The organism is Kitasatospora gansuensis (assembly GCF_014203705.1).
In the GTDB taxonomy this organism is placed as follows: Bacteria; Actinomycetota; Actinomycetes; order Streptomycetales; family Streptomycetaceae; genus Kitasatospora; species Kitasatospora gansuensis.
In genome coordinates this window covers 3,998,018-4,018,231 of the sequence record NZ_JACHJR010000001.1, presented here as the reverse complement: position 1 = coordinate 4,018,231, position 20,214 = coordinate 3,998,018, and the positions used below count along the sequence as shown (strand labels likewise).

Genomic DNA, 20,214 nt, shown 5'->3' with positions numbered 1-20,214 from the left:
CAGAGTCCCCGGCGTGGAGAACGTGATGCGCAGCATCGGAGAGATGGCCCGGCACAGCGGGCTCAGCGTGAGCGCGCTGCGGTTCTACGACGGCGCGGGCGTGTTCGGCCCGGCCTGGGTGGACCCGCAGAGCGGGTACCGCTGGTACGCCGAGGAGCAGCTCCGGGACGCCCGGCTGATCGCCCGGCTGCGCCGGGTCGGGATGCCGCTGCCGGACATCTCCCGGGTGCTGTCGGCCGATCCCGCCGTGGCCCGGCAGACCCTGGACACGCACCTGCGTCGGCTGGAGGACGGCCTCTCCGACGCGCGTCGCGAACTCTCTACGGTCCGCGCACTGCTCGACCAGAGGGAGCACCCGATGAACCAGACCCGACTGACCACCCCCGCCCACGAGTTGGCCGCCGCCCTGGACGCCGTCCGGTTCGCCGTGGGCAGCAACCCCGAGCAGCCCGCCCTCTGCGGCGTCCTGCTGGAACTCGCGTCGGACGGCCTGCGCCTGGTCGCCACCGACCGCTACCGGCTGGCCGTCTCGCTCGCCCCGGCGACCGCCCTGGACGGCCCGCCGGTCAGCGCGATCGCGGCGACCGCCTTCGTGGACGAGGTCCGGGCCCTGCTGGACGGTGCCGAGGACGCGCTGCTGACGGTCGACGGCGATCTGCTGACGCTCACCGTGACCGGGGACGAGCGAGAGGTGACCGGGCGTCGGGTCGGCCAGGACTATCCGGACTACCGGCCGATGCTGCGCCTGGAGCCGACCCGCCGACTGGCGGTGGACGCCGCCGAACTGCGGGCCGAGCTGTCCGCCGGGGCGACCCGCAGCCTGACGCGGAGCCAGGACGGCGTGGAGCAGCAGGTCTCGGTGCTCACCGTCGGCACGGACGGTGCGCTCGGGGTGGCTGACGAGGAGGGTGCAGCGGGTGAGGCGCTCCGGATCGGGGTGAACCGGGAGTTCCTGCTGGAGGCGATCACGGCCGGTCGGCGGGATCAGCTGACACTCGAACTCGGCGGCCCGGTCGCGCCGTTGGCGATTCGCTACCCGGACCGGGAGGGGACGTTCTCGCTGCTCATGCCGACTGTGCTGAGCTGAGGGCGTACGCGATCGCGGTGGCGGCGCGGGCGTAGCGGGTGGGGTCGTCCAGCAGCAGGGCGTGCGCGTTGGACGTCTCCATCAGCCCGATCAGGGTGAAGGCCAGCTGCTCCGGGTCCACGTCCGCGGCCAGCTCGCCGTTGGCCCGGGCGGTCCGGATCAGGTCCACCAGCAGGCCCTCCCAGTCCCGGGCCGCCACCGCCAGCGCATCCCGGATCGGCCCCGGCCGGGTGTTGAACTCGGCCGAGACGGACTGGAAGAAACAGCCACCCGGAAAGATCTTGGCCTGGGTGTACGCGAGCCAGCTCTCGCACAGCAGCCGGAGCCGGGGCAGCCCCGGGGCAGCCTGCTCGGCGGGGACGATCACCGCGTCGTAGAAGATCCGGCGGGCGGCCCGGACGGTCGCCAGCTGCAGCTCCTCCTTGGAGCCGAAGGCGGCGAACACCCCGCTCTTGCTCAGCCCGAGATCGGTGGCCAGCCGGCCGATCGACAGACTGCCGAGACCCTCGACCGAGGCAACCTCCACGGCCCGGCTCAGGACCGCTCGCCGCGTCTCGTTGCCCCGCTGGACCCGTCCGTCCGTCACTGCACCGGTCACCGCACACCTCCGGCTGCCCAGCATAGGCTTTGCCGGCGGTCCACCATTTACGGTCCAGGGGCTTGGGGAACGGCAAAAGTGCCTGCCCATTTACGTACGGATCACCTTGTACGAGGCTGGCCTCGCAGTTCCCCGAGCCCCTGGCTGCCGCAGCATGTGCCTGCCCAGGCGAGCAGCTGCTCGTCCGCTTCGGCCGGGGCGATCAGTTGGAGGCCGACCGGGAGGCCGTCGACCGTGCCGGCGGGGAGGCTGATCGCGGGCCAGCCGGCGTGGCTCCAGGGGAGGGACATCACGGCGTCGCCGGTGCTCTCCAGGCCGAGCGGGGCCGGGCCGGTGGCGGCGGGGGTGACCCAGAGGTCGATGCCCTCCGCGGTGGTGAGGTCGGTGAGCCGGCGGCGGTAGCGGCTGCGGGCGCGCAGGGCAGCGGCGTACGCGGTGGGGTTGATCTCCTGGCCGTGCCGGATCGCCGAGGCGGTCTCGGGGCGGTAGAGGTTGGCGAAGCGGGGGAACAACTCGTGGTGCACCCGGGCGAGTTCGTACCGGCTGATCACCCGCATGTCCTCGGCCAGCTCGGCCAGGCTCCACGGCAGCGTCACCTGTCGGGCCGTCAGGCCGGTGCGCTCGAAGGCGTCCCGGCCGGCCGGTGAGACCGCCGCGAGGTAGTCGACCGGCACGCCCAGCACCGGCGGGCGGCCGGGCGCGGCCGCCGGGCGCCAGCCGTCGCAGAGCACCGCCGCCGCGCGTTCGACGCCCGCCAGGTCCGGCGCGAAGATCCCGACCGTGTCCAGGCTGGGTGCGCCGGCGATCAGCCCGTCGGTCGGGATCCGGCCGTAGCTGGGGCGGAAACCGACCACTCCGCAGTACGCCGCCGGGCGGATCACCGAGCCGACCGTCTGGGTGCCGATGGCCAGCGGCACCAGCCCGGCCGCGACGGCGGCGGCCGAGCCGCTGCTCGAACCGCCCGGGGTGTGGGCCGGGTTGTGCGGGTTCCGGGTCGGGCCGGGGGCGTTGAGGGCGAACTCGGCCGTCACCGTCTTGCCCGCGATCAGCACGCCGGCGGCCCGCAACCGTCGCACCACGGTGGCCTCCGGACCGGCCAGCACGCCCGGCGGGAGGGCCGACCCGGCGTGCGTGGGCAGCCCGTCGACCTGGATCACGTCCTTGATCCCGACCGGTACGCCGTACAGCGGCGGGTGCGCCCCGCCGCCGTACCGGCGCTCCAGCTCCCTGGCCTCGGCGGCCAGCCGCAGGTAGCGGCCCGGCTCCGGGGTGAAGGCGTGCAGCAGCGGGTCGATCCGGTCGATCCGGGCGCACAGCTCCTCGACCAGCTCGGTCGGCTCCATACCCGCGGGCTAGGGCTGCTCGCGGTAGATGTGTTCGCTCGGCAGGTAGGGCACCTCGCGCAGGAAGAGGGCGCCACAGGTGTGGCAGTTGAGGTCGGGCTGCTCGGACCACCGGGTCGGCTCGCGGGTCTCGCCCCCCGCCACCAGCTCGTGCCCGCACATCGCGGTGATGGTGTCCCCCACCGTGATGTGCCAGCTCTTCACTCCGCCCGACTGCCCGTCGGGACCGTACTCGGCTCGCATCTGGTGCTCCATGCCCCCATGCTCCGGAGGGCACGGACCACCGGCAATTCCTGATCGCCCGTACGGGAGACTCCTCGTCAGCTGACGTCCCACCAGACGGTGGTGTCGGCCTCGATCACCGCACCTCCCGCGCCGGACGAGGCGAGCAGCACCCGGCCCGGCGCCGTCAGCCCGATCGGGGCGCCGGTGACGTTCGCCGTGCAGACGAAGGAGCCCGCCTCACTGTCACGACGGAACGCGATCAGCCCCTGCGGCGCGTCCAGCCAGGTCACCGACGCCCCGGCGCCGAGGGCGGGGTGCTGCCTGCGGATCGCCAGGGCGCTGCGGTAGAGCTCCAGGGTCGAGGTCGGGTCGCCGGTCTGCGCCTCGACGCTGAGCGCGGCCCACTCGGCGGGCTGCGGCAGCCAGCTCGGGCCGCCGGTCTCCGGGCCGAAGCCGTACGGCGCCTCGGTGCCCGACCAGGGGAGCGGGACGCGGCAGCCGTCGCGGAAGCCGTCCTGGCCGGCCTGCCGGAGGAAGGACGGGTCCTGGCGGACGGCATCGGGCAGGTCGGTGACCTCGGGCAGGCCGAGCTCCTCGCCCTGGTAGAGGTAGGCGGAGCCGGGCAGCGCGAGCATCAGCAGGGTGGCGGCGCGGGCCCGGCGCAGGCCGAGTTCGCGGTCGCCGGGGGTACGGATCTGGGTGCCCAGGCCGGGCGGGTTGGCGAACCGGGTGGCGTGCCGGGTGACGTCGTGGTTGGACAGCACCCAGGTGGGCGGTGCGCCGACTGCCCGCATCGCGTCCAGCGAGGTGTCGATCACCTCGCGCAACGCCTCGGCCTCCCACTCGGTGGACAGGTAGTGGAAGTTGAAGGCCTGGTGCAGCTCGTCCGGGCGGACGTACCTGGCGGTGCTCGCGACGCTCGGGGTCCACGCCTCGGCGACGAAGATCCGCTCGCCGCCGTACTCCTCCACCACCCGGCGCCAGTCCCGGTAGATCTCGTGCACGCCGTCCTGGTCGAAGAACGGCAGCCGTTCGCCGTCGAGCAGGCGCAGCCGGCCCCGCTGCCCGTGGTCGGGCAGGCCGGGGGCCTTGACCATGCCGTGCGCGACGTCGATCCGGATGCCGTCGATGCCCCGGTCGAACCAGAACCTGATGATGGAGCGGAACTCGTCCTGGACGGCGGCGTGCTCCCAGTTGAAGTCGGGCTGCTCGGGAGCGAACAGGTGCAGGTACCAGTCGCCGTCGGTGCCGTCCGGGTTGGTGGTCCTGGTCCAGGCCGGGCCGCCGAAGATGGACTCCCAGTCGTTGGGCGGCAGTTCACCGTTCGCGCCCTTGCCGGGGCGGAAGTGGTAGCGCTCGCGCAGCGGGGAGGACGGACCCTCGCGCAGCGCGCGCTGGAACCAGTCGTGCTGGTCGGAGCAGTGGTTGGGCACCAGGTCCACGATGACCCGCAGGCCCAGCTGGTGCGCGTCCCGCATCAGCTCATCGGCGTCCGACAGGTTGCCGAACATCGGGTCCACCGCGCGGTAGTCGGCCACGTCGTACCCGGCGTCGGCCTGCGGTGAGGCGTAGAACGGCGACAGCCAGACCGCGTCCACCCCCAAAGCCTTCAGGTACGGCAACCGGCTGCGGACGCCCGGCAGGTCACCCATGCCGTCGCCGTTCGAGTCGGCGAAGCTGCGCGGATAGACCTGGTAGATGACCGCGTCCCGCCACCAGCCGGAGCGGAGCGCGGGGGACGGAGCTTCCAACAGGGCGTCAACTGCGGTCTGGGACACGGCAAACTCCTCAGGCTTGGGGTGGCCTTCAGGACCGTAGTGACGTTCGAGCCGAACTGGAATACCTTGCAGAAAGTTTCTGAAATATCTTGCAGTGCTCAGATGCTGGGAACCGACTGGGTGAGGGCTTCGGCGACGGCGCCGGGCAGCCAGTCGGCGGTGTGGGAGAAGGAGAAGCCCAGGTCCTTGGCGCGAGCGTTGCTCATCGCGTAGTGCCGGTCGTAGGAGAACGGCGAAGCCTTCCCACCCGCCGGGACGGTCCGGTGGACCGGCGCCCGGCCGGCCTGCGCCGCGATCACGGCGACGAGGTCGTGAACGTCCAGCGGACCGTCGGAGCAGGCGTTCAGCGGACCGGTGAAGTCGGCCGTGGCCGCCCACCGGAGCAGCTCCGCCAGCTCCTCGTGGTGGATGAAGACGGTGGGCAGCACCTGCGCGTGCACGGCGATCTCCTCCCCCGCGACGACGCGCGCGGCGTAGTGCGCCAGCCGGCCGGTGAACTCCTGTGTGCCGCCGCCGAGCACATGGGCGCTGCGCACCGTGGCGAACTCGAAGCCGTCGGCCCGGGTGAAGACGGCCTCCGCCTGCCGCTTGCCCTCGGCGTAGTGCGCCTCCAGGTACGCGTCGTCGTGCCAGGGCAGGTCGGCGGCCACCCGCCAGGTCGCCGGGTCCACCAGTTCCTCCGGCACCGGCGTACCTGCCGCCACGGTCGGCAGCGCCGCCGACCCGGGGTCGTAGACCTCGATCGTGGAGGTCATGACGTAGCGCCGGGTCCGGCCGGCGAAGGCGCGGACGGCGATCGCGGCCTGCACCGGGGTGTAGCAGACCTGGTCCACCACGACGTCGAAGGTGCGGGCGTCCAGCGCGGCGGTCAGGGCGGCTTCGTCGTTCCGGTCGACGACGAGGTGCTCGACACCGGCGGGCGGCGCGGTGGAGCCCCGGTTGATCACGGTCACCTGGTGGCCTGCGGCCCGCAGGCGGTCCACCAGGAGTTTTCCGAAGTACCGGCTTCCGCCGATCACGCAGATCCTTTGCATGCCCTCATCGTGGCGACCTATCGTCACCAGCAGAAGTCCCGGCCAACTGACCTGGTATTAAGGAAAACTGTTGATCGATGTGCAGCGGCTCCGCGTCCTGCGGGCGGTGGCGGAGCACGGCAGCTTCAACCGGGCGGCCACCGCCCTGCACCTCACCCCGTCGGCCGTCTCCCAGCACGTGGCCGCGCTGGAGCGCTCCCTCGGCACCCTGGTGGTCGACCGCAGCACCCGTGGGGTCACCCTCACTCCGGCCGGCCGGATCATGTTCGGCGCCGCCGAATCCGTCGCGGCCGAGCTGGAGCACGCACGGCGGCAGGTCTCCCAGCTGGACACCGGGCGGGTGCAGCTCACCGTCGCCACCTTCACCAGCGGCGGCCGGCTGCTGCTGCCCGCCGCCTTCTCCCGGCTGATGGCGACCCACCCCGAGACCGTGCTCCACGTCAGGGAGGGCGAACCCGAGGACACCCTGCCGCTCGTCCGCCAGGGCGCCGTGGACCTCGCGCTCGCCTACCACTTCGACGGCCCGCTCCCGGTCGGACCGGGCGGCGGCGCCGGCCTGGAGTGGACACCGCTCCTGGCCGACCCCCTGCACGTCGTCCTGCCGCAGGGGCATCGCCTCGCGGGCCACGAGGCGCTCGACCTCGCCGAGCTGGCAGGCGAGCCCTGGGTGCTCGGCTGCCTGAAGACCGAGGCGTACCTGCGCCGCTACGCCGAGCGGGCCGGCTTCGATCCGGACGTGCGCGGGACCACCACCGACTACTTCTTCGCCCGCTCGCTGGTCGCCGCAGGGGTGGGCATCTCGCTGATCCCCTCCATCGCGCTGACCCCGGAGATCCCCGGCCTGTGCACCGCACCGATCACGTCGCCGGGGCCGGTCCGGCACATCGGCGTCGCCACCCTCGGCCGCGGCGACCGGCCGCACGTCGCGCGGCTCGTCCACGCCCTGCGCGAGGAGGCGGGCCTGACGGGAGATCAGCCCGGCGAGCTCAGGAAGCCGCCCGCAGCAGCGCGTCGTCCTGCCACTTGAGGACCTTGTCGAAGCTGACGATGGCTCCGCGCAGGGGGTGGTTGCGGAGCTGGACGTGGTCGGTGAGGGCGTGGATCAGGAACAGGCCGCGGCCGCTCTCGGCGGTGAGGTCGGGGAGGGTGTCCAGGTCGATCGGGCGGGCGGTGGTGGGGCGGCCGGCCGGGAGGACGTGGGTGTCGTACGGGGCGGGGTGGTCACCCGTGCGGGGGCGGTGTGCGGTGAGGGCGGGGGCCGGGAGGGTGGCCCGGCCGCGGCGGGTGCGGCAGCGGCCCGGGGGGCGGATGGCGGGCCCGGCCTGGCGGCGCAGCGGGGGGAGGGTGAGCGGCCGGGACGCGCCGGTGGCCGGTGGGAGGCCGGGGCCGGTGTCGGTCACCTCGATCCGCAGGCGGTCGCCGGAGATGGACGCGGTGACCTGGAAGCCCTCGTCCGGGCGGGTGGAGGTGGCGTGCTCGACGGCGTTGGCGCAGGCCTCGGTGAGGGCGATGCCGAGGTCGAAGGCGACCTGCGGATCGACACCGGCGGAGTCCATCGCGCCGAGCAGGATGCGCCGGGCGAGCGGAACGCTGGCCGGGTCGCGCTTGAGGTGCAGAGTCCACCAGATGTCCACGGGAGGTCCCTCCTGGCTGCGGCTCCACATACAACTAGGTATCTCCGGTCGATTCCGCGGTGAACCGTGCAGAGGGCCCACTACCGCCCGTTCGGCGGATGGACTGGTGCAGCAGGGTGTGCCCGAACGGCGCACGGCCCCGCGCGCACGCCGGGCCCGAACGGGCCAATCGCCGGTATTTTCAGCCCCTCCCCCAACGGCCCGTGTAGGCGGTGAGAGGATGGCTCAGCCATGACCGACCACCGCCTCGCCCCGCCCCCGGGTGCTGCCGCAGCGGGCCTCCGTGCCCCGGCCGCCGCCTGGGATCTGCGGCTTGCCCGGGCGGTGCCGTTCGCCCTGGTGTGCACGCTGATCGCGGCCGCCGGGCACGCCCTGGTGGGCGACGGCGAGGTCGGTGCGCCCGCGCTGGCCGTCGGGTTCGCGGCGGTCTGCGCGTTGGCCATGCTGCTCGGCGGGCGGGAGCGTTCGCTGCTCGCCATCGCCGGTGCGCTGAGTGCCGGTCAGCTCGGGCTGCACCTGGTCTTCCACTTCCTGTGCGGCGCCGCGATGCCGGGCATGCACCACGGCGACCCGCTGACGCTGCCTCAGGTGGCGAGCCGGCTGGTCTGCGACGAGAGCGGTACCGCCACCCTGATCGACAACCCCGGCGGGCTGGTCAGCGCGGCCGGGCTCGACCCGGACGCGTACCCCGCGGCCGCCGGGCCCGAGGCCGGCGGCTGGCTCGGGCTGACCGGTCCGATGCTGCTCGGCCACCTGGCCGCCGCCGTCCTGGCCGGCTGGTGGCTGCGCCGTGGCGAGGCCGCCCTGTGGCGGCTGCTGCGGCTGACGGCGGACGTGGCGCAGGAGTTCGCCGCCCCGCTGCGGACAGCCTTCGCGCTGCTCCTCACCCTGCTGATCGGCCCGGCGGCGACCGGCCGGGCCCGGCCCGGCGCACCCCGGGCGGGTGACTGGCGGCTGCCCGGCGCGGCCACCCTGCGGCACAGCCTGGCGCGCCGGGGTCCGCCCGCGTACGCGTACGCGCGCTGACCCGAGACGTCGTCCGGGGAGCGCGCACAGACCTGTCTGTCCGTCACTTCCCCGCGTACGCGCGCCGCCGTTCCGGCCTGCCCGCGTGCCCGTCTCCCGTTGGAGCCCACAGCCATGCGTATCTCTCCTGCCCGTCGTCTCGCCGCCGCCGCCACCGTCGCCGCCGCCTCCGTGCTCGCGCTGGCCGCCCCCGCCTTCGCGCACGTCACCGTCCAGCCGGGCTCGGTCCAGCAGGGCGGCTACAGCGCCGTCGACTTCCGGGTGCCGAACGAGAGCGACACCGCCTCGACGGTGAAGCTGGAGGTCAACCTGCCGCTGGACCACCCGATGGCCTCGGTGCGCACCCAGCCGATCGCGGGCTGGACCGCGACCCTGGAGAAGTCCAAGCTCGACAAGCCGCTGAAGTCGCACGGCAAGGACATCACCGAGGCGGTCTCCAAGATCACCTGGACCGCCGACCCGGGCGTCAAGATCGGCCCCGGCCAGTTCCAGGACTTCAAGGTCTCGCTCGGCGCGATGCCGACCGACACCGAGAAGCTCACCTTCAAGGCGCTGCAGACGTACGACAACGGTGACGTGGTGCGCTGGATCGACGAGGCCAAGGAGGGCCAGGCCGAGCCCGCCAAGCCCGCCCCGGTGCTGACCCTCACCAAGGCCCCCGCCGCCGCCGGTGGCGACCACCACGCCGGTTCCGCCGACGCCTCCAAGGACCAGGCCGCCGACCACGCCTCGATGAGCTCGGACGACTCCACCGCCCGCACCCTCGGTGTGGTCGGCATCGTGGTCGGCGTGCTCGGCGCCGCGCTCGGTGTGGTCGGCCTGCGCCGCAAGAACGGCGCCTCCTGATTCCGGGCGGGCCCCGGCCGCCGCGAGCCACGCGGCGGCCGGGGCCCGCCACAGCACGCTCCACGATCGGACCCCCGCAATGGCACGTACCCTTTCCCCCCGACTGCTCGGCGCCGCCGCCCTCGCGCTGACCGCCGCCCTCGCCCTCACCGCCTGCGGCTCCGGCGGCAGCAGCGCCGACGGCCCGGCCAAGGTCTCGAAGGCGAGCAGCAACTCGCCCTACCAGGCCACCCTGCTGGGCAAGCACTTCGAGAAGCCCGAGCTGACCCTCACCGACACCTCGGGGCAGCCCTTCGACCTGCGCAAGCAGACCACCGGGCGCCCCACCCTGCTGTTCTTCGGCTACACCAGCTGCCCGGACGTCTGCCCGACCACGATGGGCGACATCGGCGTGGCGATGTCGAAGCTCCCGGCCGAGGAGCAGAAGAAGATCGACGTGGTCTTCGTCTCCACCGACCCCCAGCGGGACACCCCGCAGGTGCTGCGCACCTGGCTGGACGCGATGGGCAAGAACTTCATCGGGCTGACGGGTGACCTGAACCAGGTGAAGGCCGCCGCCAAGTCGCTCGGTGTCCTGGTCGAGGACCCGATCGTGAACAAGGACGGCAGCGTCACCTCCTCGCACGGCGCCCAGGTGCTGACCTTCCTGCCGCAGGACGACAAGGCGCACCTGCTCTACCTGAGCAGCACCTCGGTGCAGACCTTCGAACACGACCTGCCGCTGCTGGCCAAGGGGGTGCCCGCATGAGTCCGTTCCGCCGCCGGGCCCTGTACGGCGCCGGTCTGGCCGCCGCGCTGACCGCCGGTACGGTGCTGGTCGGCTGCGGGTCCGACGGCCCGGCCGCGGTGGCCAGGCTGAGCGTGGTCGACTCCTACATCCCGGCTCCGGCGAGCCCGGGCGGGATGGCCGCCGGCTACCTGACGGTCCGTAACACCGGGGCGGGCAGCGACGAGCTGATCGCGGTGCGCAGCCCCGGAGCCAGCTCGGTCACCATGCACCGTTCCACCGAACGGACCATGGAAGAGGTGCCGTCCCTCCCGGTGCCCGCCAACGGCGAACTGCAGCTCGCCCGGGGCGGCAACCACCTCATGATCATGGGCTGGACGAAGGCACCCGTGGTCGGCGACCGGCTCGAACTCGAACTCACCTTCGCCAAGGGCGAGACCATCGCCGTCCAGGTGCCGGTCGAGTCCCTCACCTACCGACCCGGGAGCAAGTAGCTCATGTGGAAGAGGCTTGGTGCCCTGCTGACGGTCGTGGTCACGGCCGTGCTGCTGCTGATCGGCGGCGCCGGTACGGCGTCCGCGCACGCGACGCTGGTCTCCACCGACCCGGCGAACAACGCGGTGGTGGCCACCGCGCCGGCCGCCGTGACGCTGACCTTCAGCGAGGGCGTCTCGCTCTCTCCCGACTCGGTCCGGGTGCTCGGACCTGACGGCACGTCGGTGGACTCCGGCGAACCCGGCCACGTCGACGGCAAGGCCGCCACCGCCCGGGTCGCGCTGCGCCCGGGCCTCGCCAACGGCACCTACACGGTGGCCTGGCGGGCCGTCTCGGAGGACTCGCACCCGATCGGCGGGGCCTTCACCTTCTCGATCGGCGCCCCCTCGGCGACCACCGTCTCGGCCGCCGCACTCCAGGACGTCAAGGCGGACGGCGCGGTCGCGTTCGCCTACGGCACCGGCAGGACCGTCGCGTACGCCGCGTTCGCGCTGCTGGCCGGGGCGGCCGCGTTCGTGCTGATCTGCTGGCCCGCCGGGGCGGCGGTCCGGTCGGTGCAGCGGCTGCTGATGACCGGCTGGGTCTCGCTGCTGGTGTCCACGGTGGCGGTGCTGCTGCTGCGCGGCCCGTACGAGCGGGGCACCGGGATCGGGCAGGCGTTCGACCTCTCGCTGGTGCGCAGCACCCTGGACGAGCGGATCGGGACGGCGCTGTCGGTCCGGCTGCTGCTGCTCGCGGCGGCGGGGGTCTTCCTCTCGCTGCTGGTCGGGCAGTTGGGGCAGACCAGGCCGGAGACCGCTCCGCAGGCCACGTCGGAGGCTGCTCCGGAGGCCGCTTCGCAGGGTGATGAGGAGCCCGACGAGCTGCGGCAGTTGGAGCAGCGGGCCGCCGAACGGCCGCTCCGGGACGCCCGGTTGGGCCTCGGCGTGGCCGGTCTGGTGCTGGCCGTGGCGCTCTCCGCCACCTGGGCCGGGGCGGACCACGCCTCGGTCGGCGAGCAGGTCTGGCTGGCGCTGCCGGCCGCGATGGTGCACCTGCTGGCGATGGCGCTCTGGCTGGGCGGGCTGACCACGCTGCTGCTCGCGCTCCGCAACGGGGTCGGGCCGCGGGCGGTCGAGCTGTTCTCCCGGCTGGCGTTCGGCGCCGTCGCGGTACTGGTGCTGACCGGCGTCTACCAGGCCTGGCGCGGGCTGGGCAGCTGGGGCGCGCTGGTGGACACCGAGTACGGGCGGCTGCTGCTGATCAAGACCGGTGCCGTGGTCGCGATGGTGGGCGTCGCCTGGTTCTCCCGGGGCTGGGTGGCCCGGCTGCGCTCGGGTCCGGCTGTTGCTCCGGCGCAGGCCGCCGCCCCGGCCAAGGCCGCGGTGGCGGACGGGACCGACCCGGTCCGGGCCGCGCAGCTGGCCAGACAGCGGGCCGCCCGGGACGAGGCGACGGTGCGTCAGGAGCGCGACGGCACGCCCGCGCGGGCCGGGCTGCGCCGGTCCGTCCTGGTCGAGGCCGCGGTCGCGGTGGTCGTGCTGGTGGTCACCACCATGCTGACCAACACCCCGCCCGGCAAGGTGGCCGAGGCGGTCGCCGCCGCCCCGGGCAGCAGCCCCGCCGGTACGCCGGCCGCGGGCGCGAGCGTCGTGCCGGGGAAGACCGTGGAGCTCAAGCTCCCGTACGACACCGGCGGCCGCACCCCGAACGCCAAGGGCACCGCCACCGTCGCCCTCAACCCGGCGGACGTCGGGCTGAACAACGTGCGGCTCGCCCTGACCGACACCGCCGGTCAGCCGGTCGAGGTGCCCGAGGTGGAGCTCGCCTTCACCCTGCCGGACCGCGACCTCGGCCCGCTCCCGGTGACCCTCAAGGCCGAGGGCCCGGGCCGCTGGTCCGGCACCGGCCAACTCCCGCTCGCGGGCAACTGGGTGCTGTCGGTGACCGTACGGTCCTCCGACATCGACCAGGTGACCGAGGTAAAACCGCTCAAGATCGGCTGACACCGTATGACCTCGTCCTCCGGACTCCCCCGCCTCTCCCGCCGGGCGCTGCTCGGCAGCGCCGGGGCCGCCGGCCTGGCCGTCGGGGCGGTCGGCGGCGCGCTGGGGCAGCAGGCCCTGGCCGCCCCGGCCGCCGGTACGGGCGGCAGCACTGGCGCCGCGCTCGGCCGGGCCACGATCCCGTTCCACGGGCCCCGGCAGGCGGGCATCCTGCAACCCGCCCAGGCCCGGGTGCAGTTGGCCGCCTTCGACCTGGCCGACGGGGCCGGTGGAACGGGATCGCGGGACGGGCTGCGGAAGCTGCTGCGGCAGTGGTCGGCGACGGCCGCGCGGCTGGCCCGGGGCGAGGACGCGCCGTCGGCGGAGAACCAGATCGCGCGGGACGCCGGGCCCTGCTCACTGACCGTCACCTTCGGCTTCGGCGCCTCGCTCTTCGACAAGACCGGCCTGACGGACCGTCGGCCGGCCGCGCTCGCCCCGCTGCCGGACTTCCCCGAGGACGCGATCGACCGGGCCCGCAGCGACGGTGACCTGTGGGTGCAGATCGGTGCCGACGACGCGCTGGTCGCCTTCCACGCCCTCCGGGTGCTCCAGCGCCAGGCCGCCGGGACCGCCACCCTGCGCTGGCAGATGGCCGGCTTCGGCCGCACCCCCGGCGCCACCCCGCACCCGATGACCGGACGCAACCTGATGGGCCAGGTGGACGGCACCAACAACCCGAAGCCGGGCCAGGACGGCTTCGAGGAGAAGATCTTCACCGGTGGCGACGGCTGGTTCGCCGGGGGCACGTACGCGGTGGTCCGGCGGATCCGGATGCTGCTGGACAACTGGGAGAACCTGCCGACGGACCGTCAGGAGCGGGTGATCGGCCGACGGAAGTCGGACGGCGCACCGCTCTCGGGCGGGACCGAGACCACGGCGGTGGACCTGACCGCGCGGGGTGCGGACGGCGCCCTCGCGGTGCCCGCCGACGCACACATCCGGGTCGCGGCACCGGGCTCCAACGGTGGGGCCGCGATGCTGCGGCGCGGGTTCTCCTACGCGGACGGGGTGCTGGCCGACGGGTCGCCGGATGCCGGGCTGCTGTTCGTCGCGTTCCAGGCCGACCCGATGAAGGGGTTCGTGCCGGTGCAGCGGAAGTTGGCCCGGGGGGACGGGCTCTCGCGGTTCATCAGGCACGAGTCGAGCGGGCTCTACGCGGTGCCGCCGGGGGCGCCCGAGGGTGGGTACGTGGGGCAGGCACTGCTCGACTGAGGCACCTCCTGAGGTTGCACTATCCAGGGGCTCGGGGAACTGCGAGGAGATCTGGCGTGCGGGTCACATGCGAAAGTGCCTGACCGCCTACGTACGGATCACCTTTACCGAGGTCGGCGTCGCAGTTCCCCGAGCCCCTGTCTGCCGGACCGTCTGCCGAAAACTCAGCCGAGCAAGTGCTCGACGTAGTCGCCGGCCGGGCCGGTGCCCGGGCAGCGGTGGCCCAGCTGGAGGGCATGGTGCTGTTCGCCAAGGTCGCCGACGACCCGGCCGTGCTCGGCGCCGGGACCGCGGCGGCGGGGCCCGCCGTCGAGGCCGGCCCGGCCTGACGGGTCGTCGGCCGCCGTTGCCCAGAGGACGGACGCTTCGGTGGCCGGGTCGCGGACTGACTAAGGTGGGTTGGTCGGGCAGCACCAGATGCATTTCGTACGGAGGCGGCATGTCGGCCACCCGCTACACCTACCTCGGCCCCGCCGGAACGTTCACGGAGGCGGCGCTGCGTACGCTGCCGGAGGCCGCGACCCGGGAGCTGGTGCCGCTGGCCTCGGTGCCGGCCGTACTGGACGCGGTGCGGGCGGGCGAGGCGAGCGGTGCGTTCGTCCCGGTCGAGAACTCCGTCGAGGGCGCCGTCACCGCCACCAGCGACGAACTCGCCACCGGCACGGCCCTGATGATCTACCGCGAGGTGCTGCTGCCGATCTCGTTCGCGCTGCTGGTGCGGCCGGGGACGGCGCTGGACGACATCAAGACCGTCACCAGCCACCCGGTGGCCCAGCCCCAGGTGCGCCGCTGGCTGGCCGCCAACCTGCCGGACGCCCGCTGGGAGTCGGCCGCCTCCAACGCGGACGGCGCGCGGCTGGTGCAGGAGGGCCGGTTCGACGGGGCGTTCGCCGGGGAGTTCGCGGCGCCGATCTACGGTCTTGAACCGCTGGTCACCGACATCCACGACGCGGCCAACGCGACCACCCGGTTCGTCCTGGTGGGGCGGCCGGGCCGGGTGTCCTCACCGACCGGGGCGGACAAGACCTCGATGGTGGTCTGGCTGCCGGACGACCACCCGGGCGCGCTGCTGGAGCTGCTCCAGGAGTTCGCGGTGCGCGGCATCAACCTGATGCGGATCGAGTCCCGGCCGACCGGCGAGGGGCTCGGCAACTACTGCTTCCTGATCGACTGCGAGGGGCACCTGAGCGAGCGCCGGGTGAGCGAGGCGCTGATGGGGCTGCGGCGGATCTGCCCGCAGGTGCGGTTCCTCGGCTCCTATCCGCGGGCGGACCAGGGCCGGCCGACCGCGCTGCGGCCCGGCACCTCGGACGAGGATTTCAGCCTGGCCGCGGACTGGCTCTCCCGGGCACTGGACGGGCGCGGCGAGGCTTGAGGGCACTCCGGCCGAAGATGATCTAAATCGATCATTTCGCGCCTGGAAATGCCACTTTTCGACACGCCGATAGCTTCACCCGGCCGGGCGACCGACCGTTCCGGACCTCCGCCCGCCGCATCCGTCGGCGGGCGGACGGCTTCGTCCACAGTCCCCCGGTCCATCCACAGGCGGGCGACAGCCGAGTTATCCACAGTTATCCACAGGCTTGGGGACGAGTCGACAAACCGGCATATCCACTGGCTGGGCCGGTCAGATCATCCGCTTCTCCGCCAGAGCCGACTAATCGGACCAGAGTCATCCTTCTTCTTCCAAATCACCCGTCCGAGTGCGCGAATTCCCTCACCCGAGAGGAGGAATCGAGGTTTGAAACCTCAATTCCTTCGCAGATCAACGGCCCGGCCTGCACATGCCGGTCATCCACAGGCTCGGGGCCGGGCCTGTGGATGACCGGCGCAGGCGGGGCTCTGCACGGCAGTTATCCACAGGTTGACGGCAGTTATCCCCAGGCTTCCGGGGGCGCGCACACCCCGCTGACCTGCGCCGAGGCGGACGGCCGGGGGCAGGATGCCAGAGAAACGGGCAGAAAGCGACATATCCGACAGGGAGTCGACACTCCGGCCCCTCCCGCCCCACCGGCCCGTGCTGCGACACCAAAACAGGTACCGGTCCAGCAGTCCTGCCCCGGTAGGCTGGGCCCCGTGATTGACCTTCGCCTGCTCCGTGAGGACCCCGACCGAGTGCGCGCCTCGCAGCGTGCCCGTGGTGAGGACGTCGACCTGGTCGACGCCCTCCTCTCCGCCGACGAACGGCGCCGCTCCTCGGGCACCCGCTTCGACGACCTGCGCAACGAGCAGAAGACGCTCGGCAAGCAGATCCCCAAGGCCCAGGGCGACGAGAAGGCCGCGCTGCTCAAGCGCACCGGCGAGCTCTCCGCCGAGGTCAAGGCCGCCGAGGCCGAGCAGCGCGAGGCCAACGAGGAGGCCGACCGCCTGCTCCGGCTGCTGGCCAACCTGATCGACCCCGCCGCCCCGGTCGGTGGCGAGGAGGACTTCGTCACGCTCGAGGAGATCGGCACCCCGCGCGACTTCGCGGCCGAGGGCTTCGAGCCCAAGGACCACGTCGAGCTGGGCAAGGTCCTCGGCGCGATCGACACCGAGCGCGGCGCCAAGGTGGCCGGATCGCGCTCCTACTACCTGACCGGCGTCGGTGCGCTGCTCGAGCTCGCCCTGGTCAACATGGCGGTCGCGCAGGCGGTCGAGGCCGGCTTCACCCCGATGATCACCCCGGCCCTGGTCCGCCCGGCGGCCATGGACGGCACCGGCTTCCTCGGCCAGGCGGCGGAGAACGTCTACTTCCTCGAGGAAGAGGACCGCTACCTGGTCGGCACCAGCGAGGTCCCGCTCGCCGCGTACCACATGGACGAGATCATCGACGCGGACAAGCTGCCGCTGCGGTACGCCGGTTACTCGTCCTGCTTCCGCCGCGAGGCCGGCACCTACGGCAAGGACACCCGGGGCATCATCCGGGTGCACCAGTTCGAGAAGGTGGAGATGTTCGTCTTCACCACGCCCGAGGACGCCGAGGCCGAGCACCGCCGCCTGCTCCAGTGGGAGAAGGACTTCCTCAACGCGCTCGAACTCCCCTACCGGGTGATCGACGTCGCCTCCGGCGACCTCGGCTCCTCGGCGGTGCGGAAGTTCGACATCGAGGCCTGGATCCCGACCCAGGGCAAGTACCGCGAGGTCACCTCGACCTCGAACTGCACCGAGTTCCAGTCCCGTCGGCTCGCCATCCGGCTCCGCGACGCGGACAACAAGGTGCGCCCGCTGGCCACCCTGAACGGCACCCTGGTCGCCGTCCCGCGCATGATCGTGGCCATCCTGGAGAACCACCAGCTGGCCGACGGTTCGGTCGCCGTACCGGAGGCGCTGCGGCCCTTCCTGGGCGGGCGAGCCGTCCTGGAACCGGTCAAGTGACCACCCTGCCCTACCGGTTGGTCGCGACCGACCTGGACGGGACACTGCTGAACTCGGCGGAGACCGTCACCCCGCGCACCCGCGCCGCGCTGGCCACGGCCGTCGCGGCCGGGGCGCTGCACATCATCGTCACCGGCCGGTCCGCGGTCTGGGCCCGGCCGGTGTTCGACGAGATCGGCTACACCGGCCTCGCGGTCTGCGGGCAGGGCGCCCAGGTCTACGACGCCGGGGCGCACCGGCTGCTCACCTCGCTCACCCTGGACCGGCGGGCGGCGGCCGAGGCGATCGCCAAGATCGAGGCCGAGATCGGCACGCTGGCGATCGCCGCCAACCAGGACGGGCTGGACGGCGAGGTGCTGTGCGGGCCCGGCTACCAGCTGGAGATCGGCACCGGGCTGCCGATCCGTCAGGTCGGCGTCGAGGAGCTCCTGGTGGCTCCGATCAGCAAGCTCTACGTCCAGCACGCCGGGCACGACGACGACTCCCTGGCGGAGGTGGCCCAGCGGGTCGCCGGCGACCTGGTCGGCGTCACCATGGCCGGGGCCGGCATCGTGGAGCTGCTCCCGCTCGGCCTGACCAAGGCCACCGGCCTCGCGGTCGCCGCGCACCGGCTCGGCGTCAAGGGCGCCCAGACCATCGCGTTCGGGGACATGCCGAACGATGTGCCGATGTTCGGCTGGGCCGCGCACGGGGTGGCGATGGCCAACGGGCACGAGCAGCTGCTCGCGGTGGCGGACGAGGTGACCGTCAGCAACGACGAGGACGGCGTGGCCGTCGTGCTGGAACGGCTCTTCTCGTAGGCAGGCGCTCGGCCACGTGAGACCAGGGGCTCGGGGAACGGCGACGGTTCGTGGCTGGCGGGTATCACTGCGAAAGTGCCCAGCCAGTTACGTACGTTGAACGCTCCTGAGGTCGGCGCCGCCGTTCCCCGGGCCCCTGGTGGTGCCTAGCCTGCGCTGCCGTAGGAGACGTCGTCGCACGCGGCGGTGTCGGCGGGGCGGGCGGCCTGGGCGATGCTGCTGGGGATGGCGGTCGGGGTGGTGGCCGGGGTGGTGGTGCCGCCGTTGGTGGCCGCGTAGTCCTTGCCGAGGACGAGGTTGATGCCCGCCTTGGTGGAGGACTCCAGGGTGGCGCCGGGGAAGAGTTCGGCGACGGTCTGGGCGGAGGTCTTCTGGCCGGGGCCGTACTGGACCACGGTGGTGGCGTGGTTCTGGGTGGAGGCGTTGCCGACCGTGCCGACGGTGAACTTGGACTCCTTGAGGGCGTTCACCGCCCCGGTGGTGAGTCCGGCGGTGGTGGTGCCGTTGTAGACCGAGACCTTGATGCCGGTGCCCTTGACGGAGGCCGGCGGTGCGGCCGGCGCCGAGCTCGCGGGTGCGGGCGGGGCCGAACTCGGGGCGGGCCCGGCGGCGTTGGCGTCCTGGCCGTCCAGGGTCTTGCCCGACTTGAGGGCCTGCCAGAGCACGTCGACGTCCGGCTTCACCAGGGCCACCCGGGAACCGTCGAAGCGCCAGGGGGTGGTGATGAACTGGATGTTGTGCAGGTCGATGTTCTTCATCGACAGCGCGAACGAGAGCAGCTTGGCGGCCGAGCCGAGGTCCTCGTCCACGATCAGGGACTTGGTGGCCGCGTCGGCCAGCGGGAGCAGGGTGGTGGCGTCCATGCCCTTGCTCTTGACGTCCTTGATCAGGGCGGACAGGAAGGCCTGCTGACGCTTCATCCGGCCGATGTCGGAGCCGTCGCCGATGCCGTGCCGGAGCCGGACGTAGTCCAGCGCCTTCTGCCCGGACACCTTCTGCTCGCCCTTGGGGAAGATCTCCTTGCCCTTGCGGCCGAGCTTGGGGTTGAGGTTGCCCTCGTAGATGGCGTTCGGGAGGCAGACGGTGACGCCGCCGACCGCGCTGGTCATCGCGGCGAAGCCCTGGAAGTTGACCACGATGGTGTGGTCCACCCGGAGGCCGGTGAGCTTCTCCACGGTGTTCTGGGTGCAGGCCGGGTTGCCGGCGTCGGTCTCGCCGACCGAGAAGGCGGAGTTGAACATGACGCTCGTCTCCTCCTTGGTCCACTTCCCGTTCGGCAGCTTGCACTTGGGCCGGGCGACCATCGCGTCCCGCGGGAAGGAGACGCCGACCGCGTGCTTCCGGTCGGCGTAGACGTGCAGCAGGATCGTGGTGTCGGAGCGGGCCCCGCCGTCCTCGCCGCCGCCCAGGTCGGCGTTGCCGCCGGCCCGGGAGTCGGAGCCGATCAGCAGCACGTTGATCGGGGTGTTGCCGTTCGCGTCGGGGGCGGCGGCGTCCGGACGGTCGGAGCTCAGGCCGTCCTTGTCGAAGGTGCTGATGTTGCCGTTGATCTTCAGGTAGAGCGCGCCGCCGGTGACCACCACCAGGCCGAGCGCCCCGGCCGCGACCCAGGCCACGACCTTCTTCCGGTTGCGCTTCTTCTTCCCGCCCGGACCCACGGGTCCGCCCTTGCCCTTGGCAGCGGCCCGGGCGGCCGCCCGCCCGCCAGGCCCGGCGGGCGGCGGCACCTCGGCTCGGGACTGCTGCTGGGCCCGCCTGGCCTCGGCCCGGCCGCCCTGCTGGCCCGGTACGGCCTGACGGGGCGTCGACTGCGGCCGGTAGCCCTGGGGCTGCTGAGCAGCAGGCTGCTCCTGGTACGGGTCGCGGTAGGGCGCGCCGTGGGAGACGTCGTCACGCCACCACTCGGCGTCGTGGTCCGAGGACCCCGGCCTCTGGCCAGACATACGCACACCTTCCACCAGCAGGCAGGGACAGCTCGGTCAGGATCGCTCCCGTGGGGCCTGTTGTCGGAAAGAACCGCATACAGCC

General features: G+C 72.8%; 19 protein-coding genes. 12 read left to right on the top strand and 7 right to left on the bottom strand.

The features are described 5' to 3' along the window. Positions 1-25 precede the first annotated feature (25 nt). Entirely contained in the window at positions 26-1,087 is a 1,062-nt protein-coding gene (locus F4556_RS17685; RefSeq protein ID WP_221503635.1) for a DNA polymerase III subunit beta family protein, read from the top strand. On the opposite strand, the gene F4556_RS17680 is transcribed toward F4556_RS17685, so the two are convergent. From F4556_RS17680 to F4556_RS17660, 5 genes are all read right to left on the bottom strand, one after another. Further along, positions 1,065-1,685, bottom strand: a complete 621-nt coding sequence (locus F4556_RS17680) for a TetR/AcrR family transcriptional regulator (RefSeq protein WP_313068343.1) — start codon at positions 1,683-1,685, stop codon at positions 1,065-1,067. The genes F4556_RS17685 and F4556_RS17680 overlap by 23 nt on opposite strands. A gap of 101 nt (positions 1,686-1,786) precedes the next feature. Further along, entirely contained in the window at positions 1,787-3,028 is a 1,242-nt protein-coding gene (locus tag F4556_RS39115) for an amidase (RefSeq protein WP_184916823.1), read from the bottom strand. A 9-nt stretch (positions 3,029-3,037) separates the two neighbouring features. Continuing rightward, positions 3,038-3,283, bottom strand: a complete 246-nt coding sequence (locus tag F4556_RS17670; RefSeq protein WP_184916819.1) for a hypothetical protein — start codon at positions 3,281-3,283, stop codon at positions 3,038-3,040. A 65-nt stretch (positions 3,284-3,348) separates the two neighbouring features. Beyond that, a complete protein-coding gene (locus tag F4556_RS17665) occupies positions 3,349-5,031 on the bottom strand; it encodes a glycoside hydrolase family 13 protein (RefSeq protein ID WP_184916816.1) in 1,683 nt (560 codons plus the stop codon). A 98-nt stretch (positions 5,032-5,129) separates the two neighbouring features. After that, complete coding sequence (locus F4556_RS17660) at positions 5,130-6,065, bottom strand: NAD-dependent epimerase/dehydratase family protein (protein WP_184916813.1); 936 nt, start codon at positions 6,063-6,065, stop codon at positions 5,130-5,132. 70 nt (positions 6,066-6,135) lie between these two features. On the opposite strand from F4556_RS17660, the gene F4556_RS17655 reads away from it, so the two are divergent. Further along, positions 6,136-7,092, top strand: coding sequence for a LysR family transcriptional regulator (locus F4556_RS17655; RefSeq protein ID WP_184916809.1), 957 nt, complete (start codon positions 6,136-6,138; stop codon positions 7,090-7,092). On the opposite strand, the gene F4556_RS17650 is transcribed toward F4556_RS17655, so the two are convergent. Next, positions 7,052-7,699: an ATP-binding protein gene (locus tag F4556_RS17650; RefSeq protein WP_184916805.1), complete on the bottom strand. Its 648-nt coding sequence runs from the start codon at positions 7,697-7,699 to the stop codon at positions 7,052-7,054. The two genes, F4556_RS17655 and F4556_RS17650, sit on opposite strands and share 41 nt — an antisense overlap. Positions 7,700-7,930: 231 nt before the next feature. Here F4556_RS17650 and F4556_RS17645 point away from each other — a divergent pair, with 231 nt between their 5' ends. The 10 genes from F4556_RS17645 to F4556_RS17600 all read left to right on the top strand — a co-directional run bounded on the left by F4556_RS17645 (position 7,931) and on the right by F4556_RS17600 (position 18,186). Then, positions 7,931-8,725: a hypothetical protein gene (locus F4556_RS17645; RefSeq protein WP_184916802.1), complete on the top strand. Its 795-nt coding sequence runs from the start codon at positions 7,931-7,933 to the stop codon at positions 8,723-8,725. 114 nt (positions 8,726-8,839) lie between these two features. Then, positions 8,840-9,571, top strand: a complete 732-nt coding sequence (locus tag F4556_RS17640; protein ID WP_184916799.1) for a YcnI family copper-binding membrane protein — start codon at positions 8,840-8,842, stop codon at positions 9,569-9,571. Between the two features lie 79 nt (positions 9,572-9,650). After that, positions 9,651-10,319, top strand: a complete 669-nt coding sequence (locus F4556_RS17635) for an SCO family protein (RefSeq protein ID WP_184916796.1) — start codon at positions 9,651-9,653, stop codon at positions 10,317-10,319. Continuing rightward, positions 10,316-10,792, top strand: a complete 477-nt coding sequence (locus F4556_RS17630; RefSeq protein WP_184916791.1) for a copper chaperone PCu(A)C — start codon at positions 10,316-10,318, stop codon at positions 10,790-10,792. The genes F4556_RS17635 and F4556_RS17630 overlap by 4 nt, the downstream gene beginning before the upstream one ends. A gap of 3 nt (positions 10,793-10,795) precedes the next feature. Beyond that, positions 10,796-12,778, top strand: a complete 1,983-nt coding sequence (locus tag F4556_RS17625; protein WP_184916787.1) for a copper resistance CopC/CopD family protein — start codon at positions 10,796-10,798, stop codon at positions 12,776-12,778. A gap of 6 nt (positions 12,779-12,784) precedes the next feature. Next, complete coding sequence (gene efeB, locus F4556_RS17620; protein WP_184916784.1) at positions 12,785-14,032, top strand: iron uptake transporter deferrochelatase/peroxidase subunit; 1,248 nt, start codon at positions 12,785-12,787, stop codon at positions 14,030-14,032. Positions 14,033-14,208: 176 nt separating this feature from the next. Continuing rightward, positions 14,209-14,361 carry a hypothetical protein gene (locus F4556_RS17615; RefSeq protein ID WP_184916781.1) on the top strand — a complete coding sequence of 51 codons (153 nt, stop codon included), beginning with the start codon at positions 14,209-14,211 and terminating at the stop codon, positions 14,359-14,361. Positions 14,362-14,471: 110 nt separating this feature from the next. Then, positions 14,472-15,407: a prephenate dehydratase gene (gene pheA, locus F4556_RS17610; protein WP_184916778.1), complete on the top strand. Its 936-nt coding sequence runs from the start codon at positions 14,472-14,474 to the stop codon at positions 15,405-15,407. A 701-nt stretch (positions 15,408-16,108) separates the two neighbouring features. Then, positions 16,109-17,386 (top strand): serine--tRNA ligase, encoded by a 1,278-nt coding sequence (serS, locus tag F4556_RS17605; protein ID WP_184916775.1) that lies wholly within the window; start codon positions 16,109-16,111, stop codon positions 17,384-17,386. Then, positions 17,383-18,186 (top strand): HAD family hydrolase, encoded by an 804-nt coding sequence (locus F4556_RS17600; protein WP_184916772.1) that lies wholly within the window; start codon positions 17,383-17,385, stop codon positions 18,184-18,186. The genes serS and F4556_RS17600 overlap by 4 nt, the downstream gene beginning before the upstream one ends. Before the next feature lie 146 nt (positions 18,187-18,332). Here F4556_RS17600 and F4556_RS17595 read toward each other — a convergent pair whose 3' ends face one another. Beyond that, positions 18,333-20,129, bottom strand: a complete 1,797-nt coding sequence (locus tag F4556_RS17595; RefSeq protein WP_184916769.1) for an LCP family protein — start codon at positions 20,127-20,129, stop codon at positions 18,333-18,335. Between the last annotated feature and the right edge of the window lie 85 nt (positions 20,130-20,214).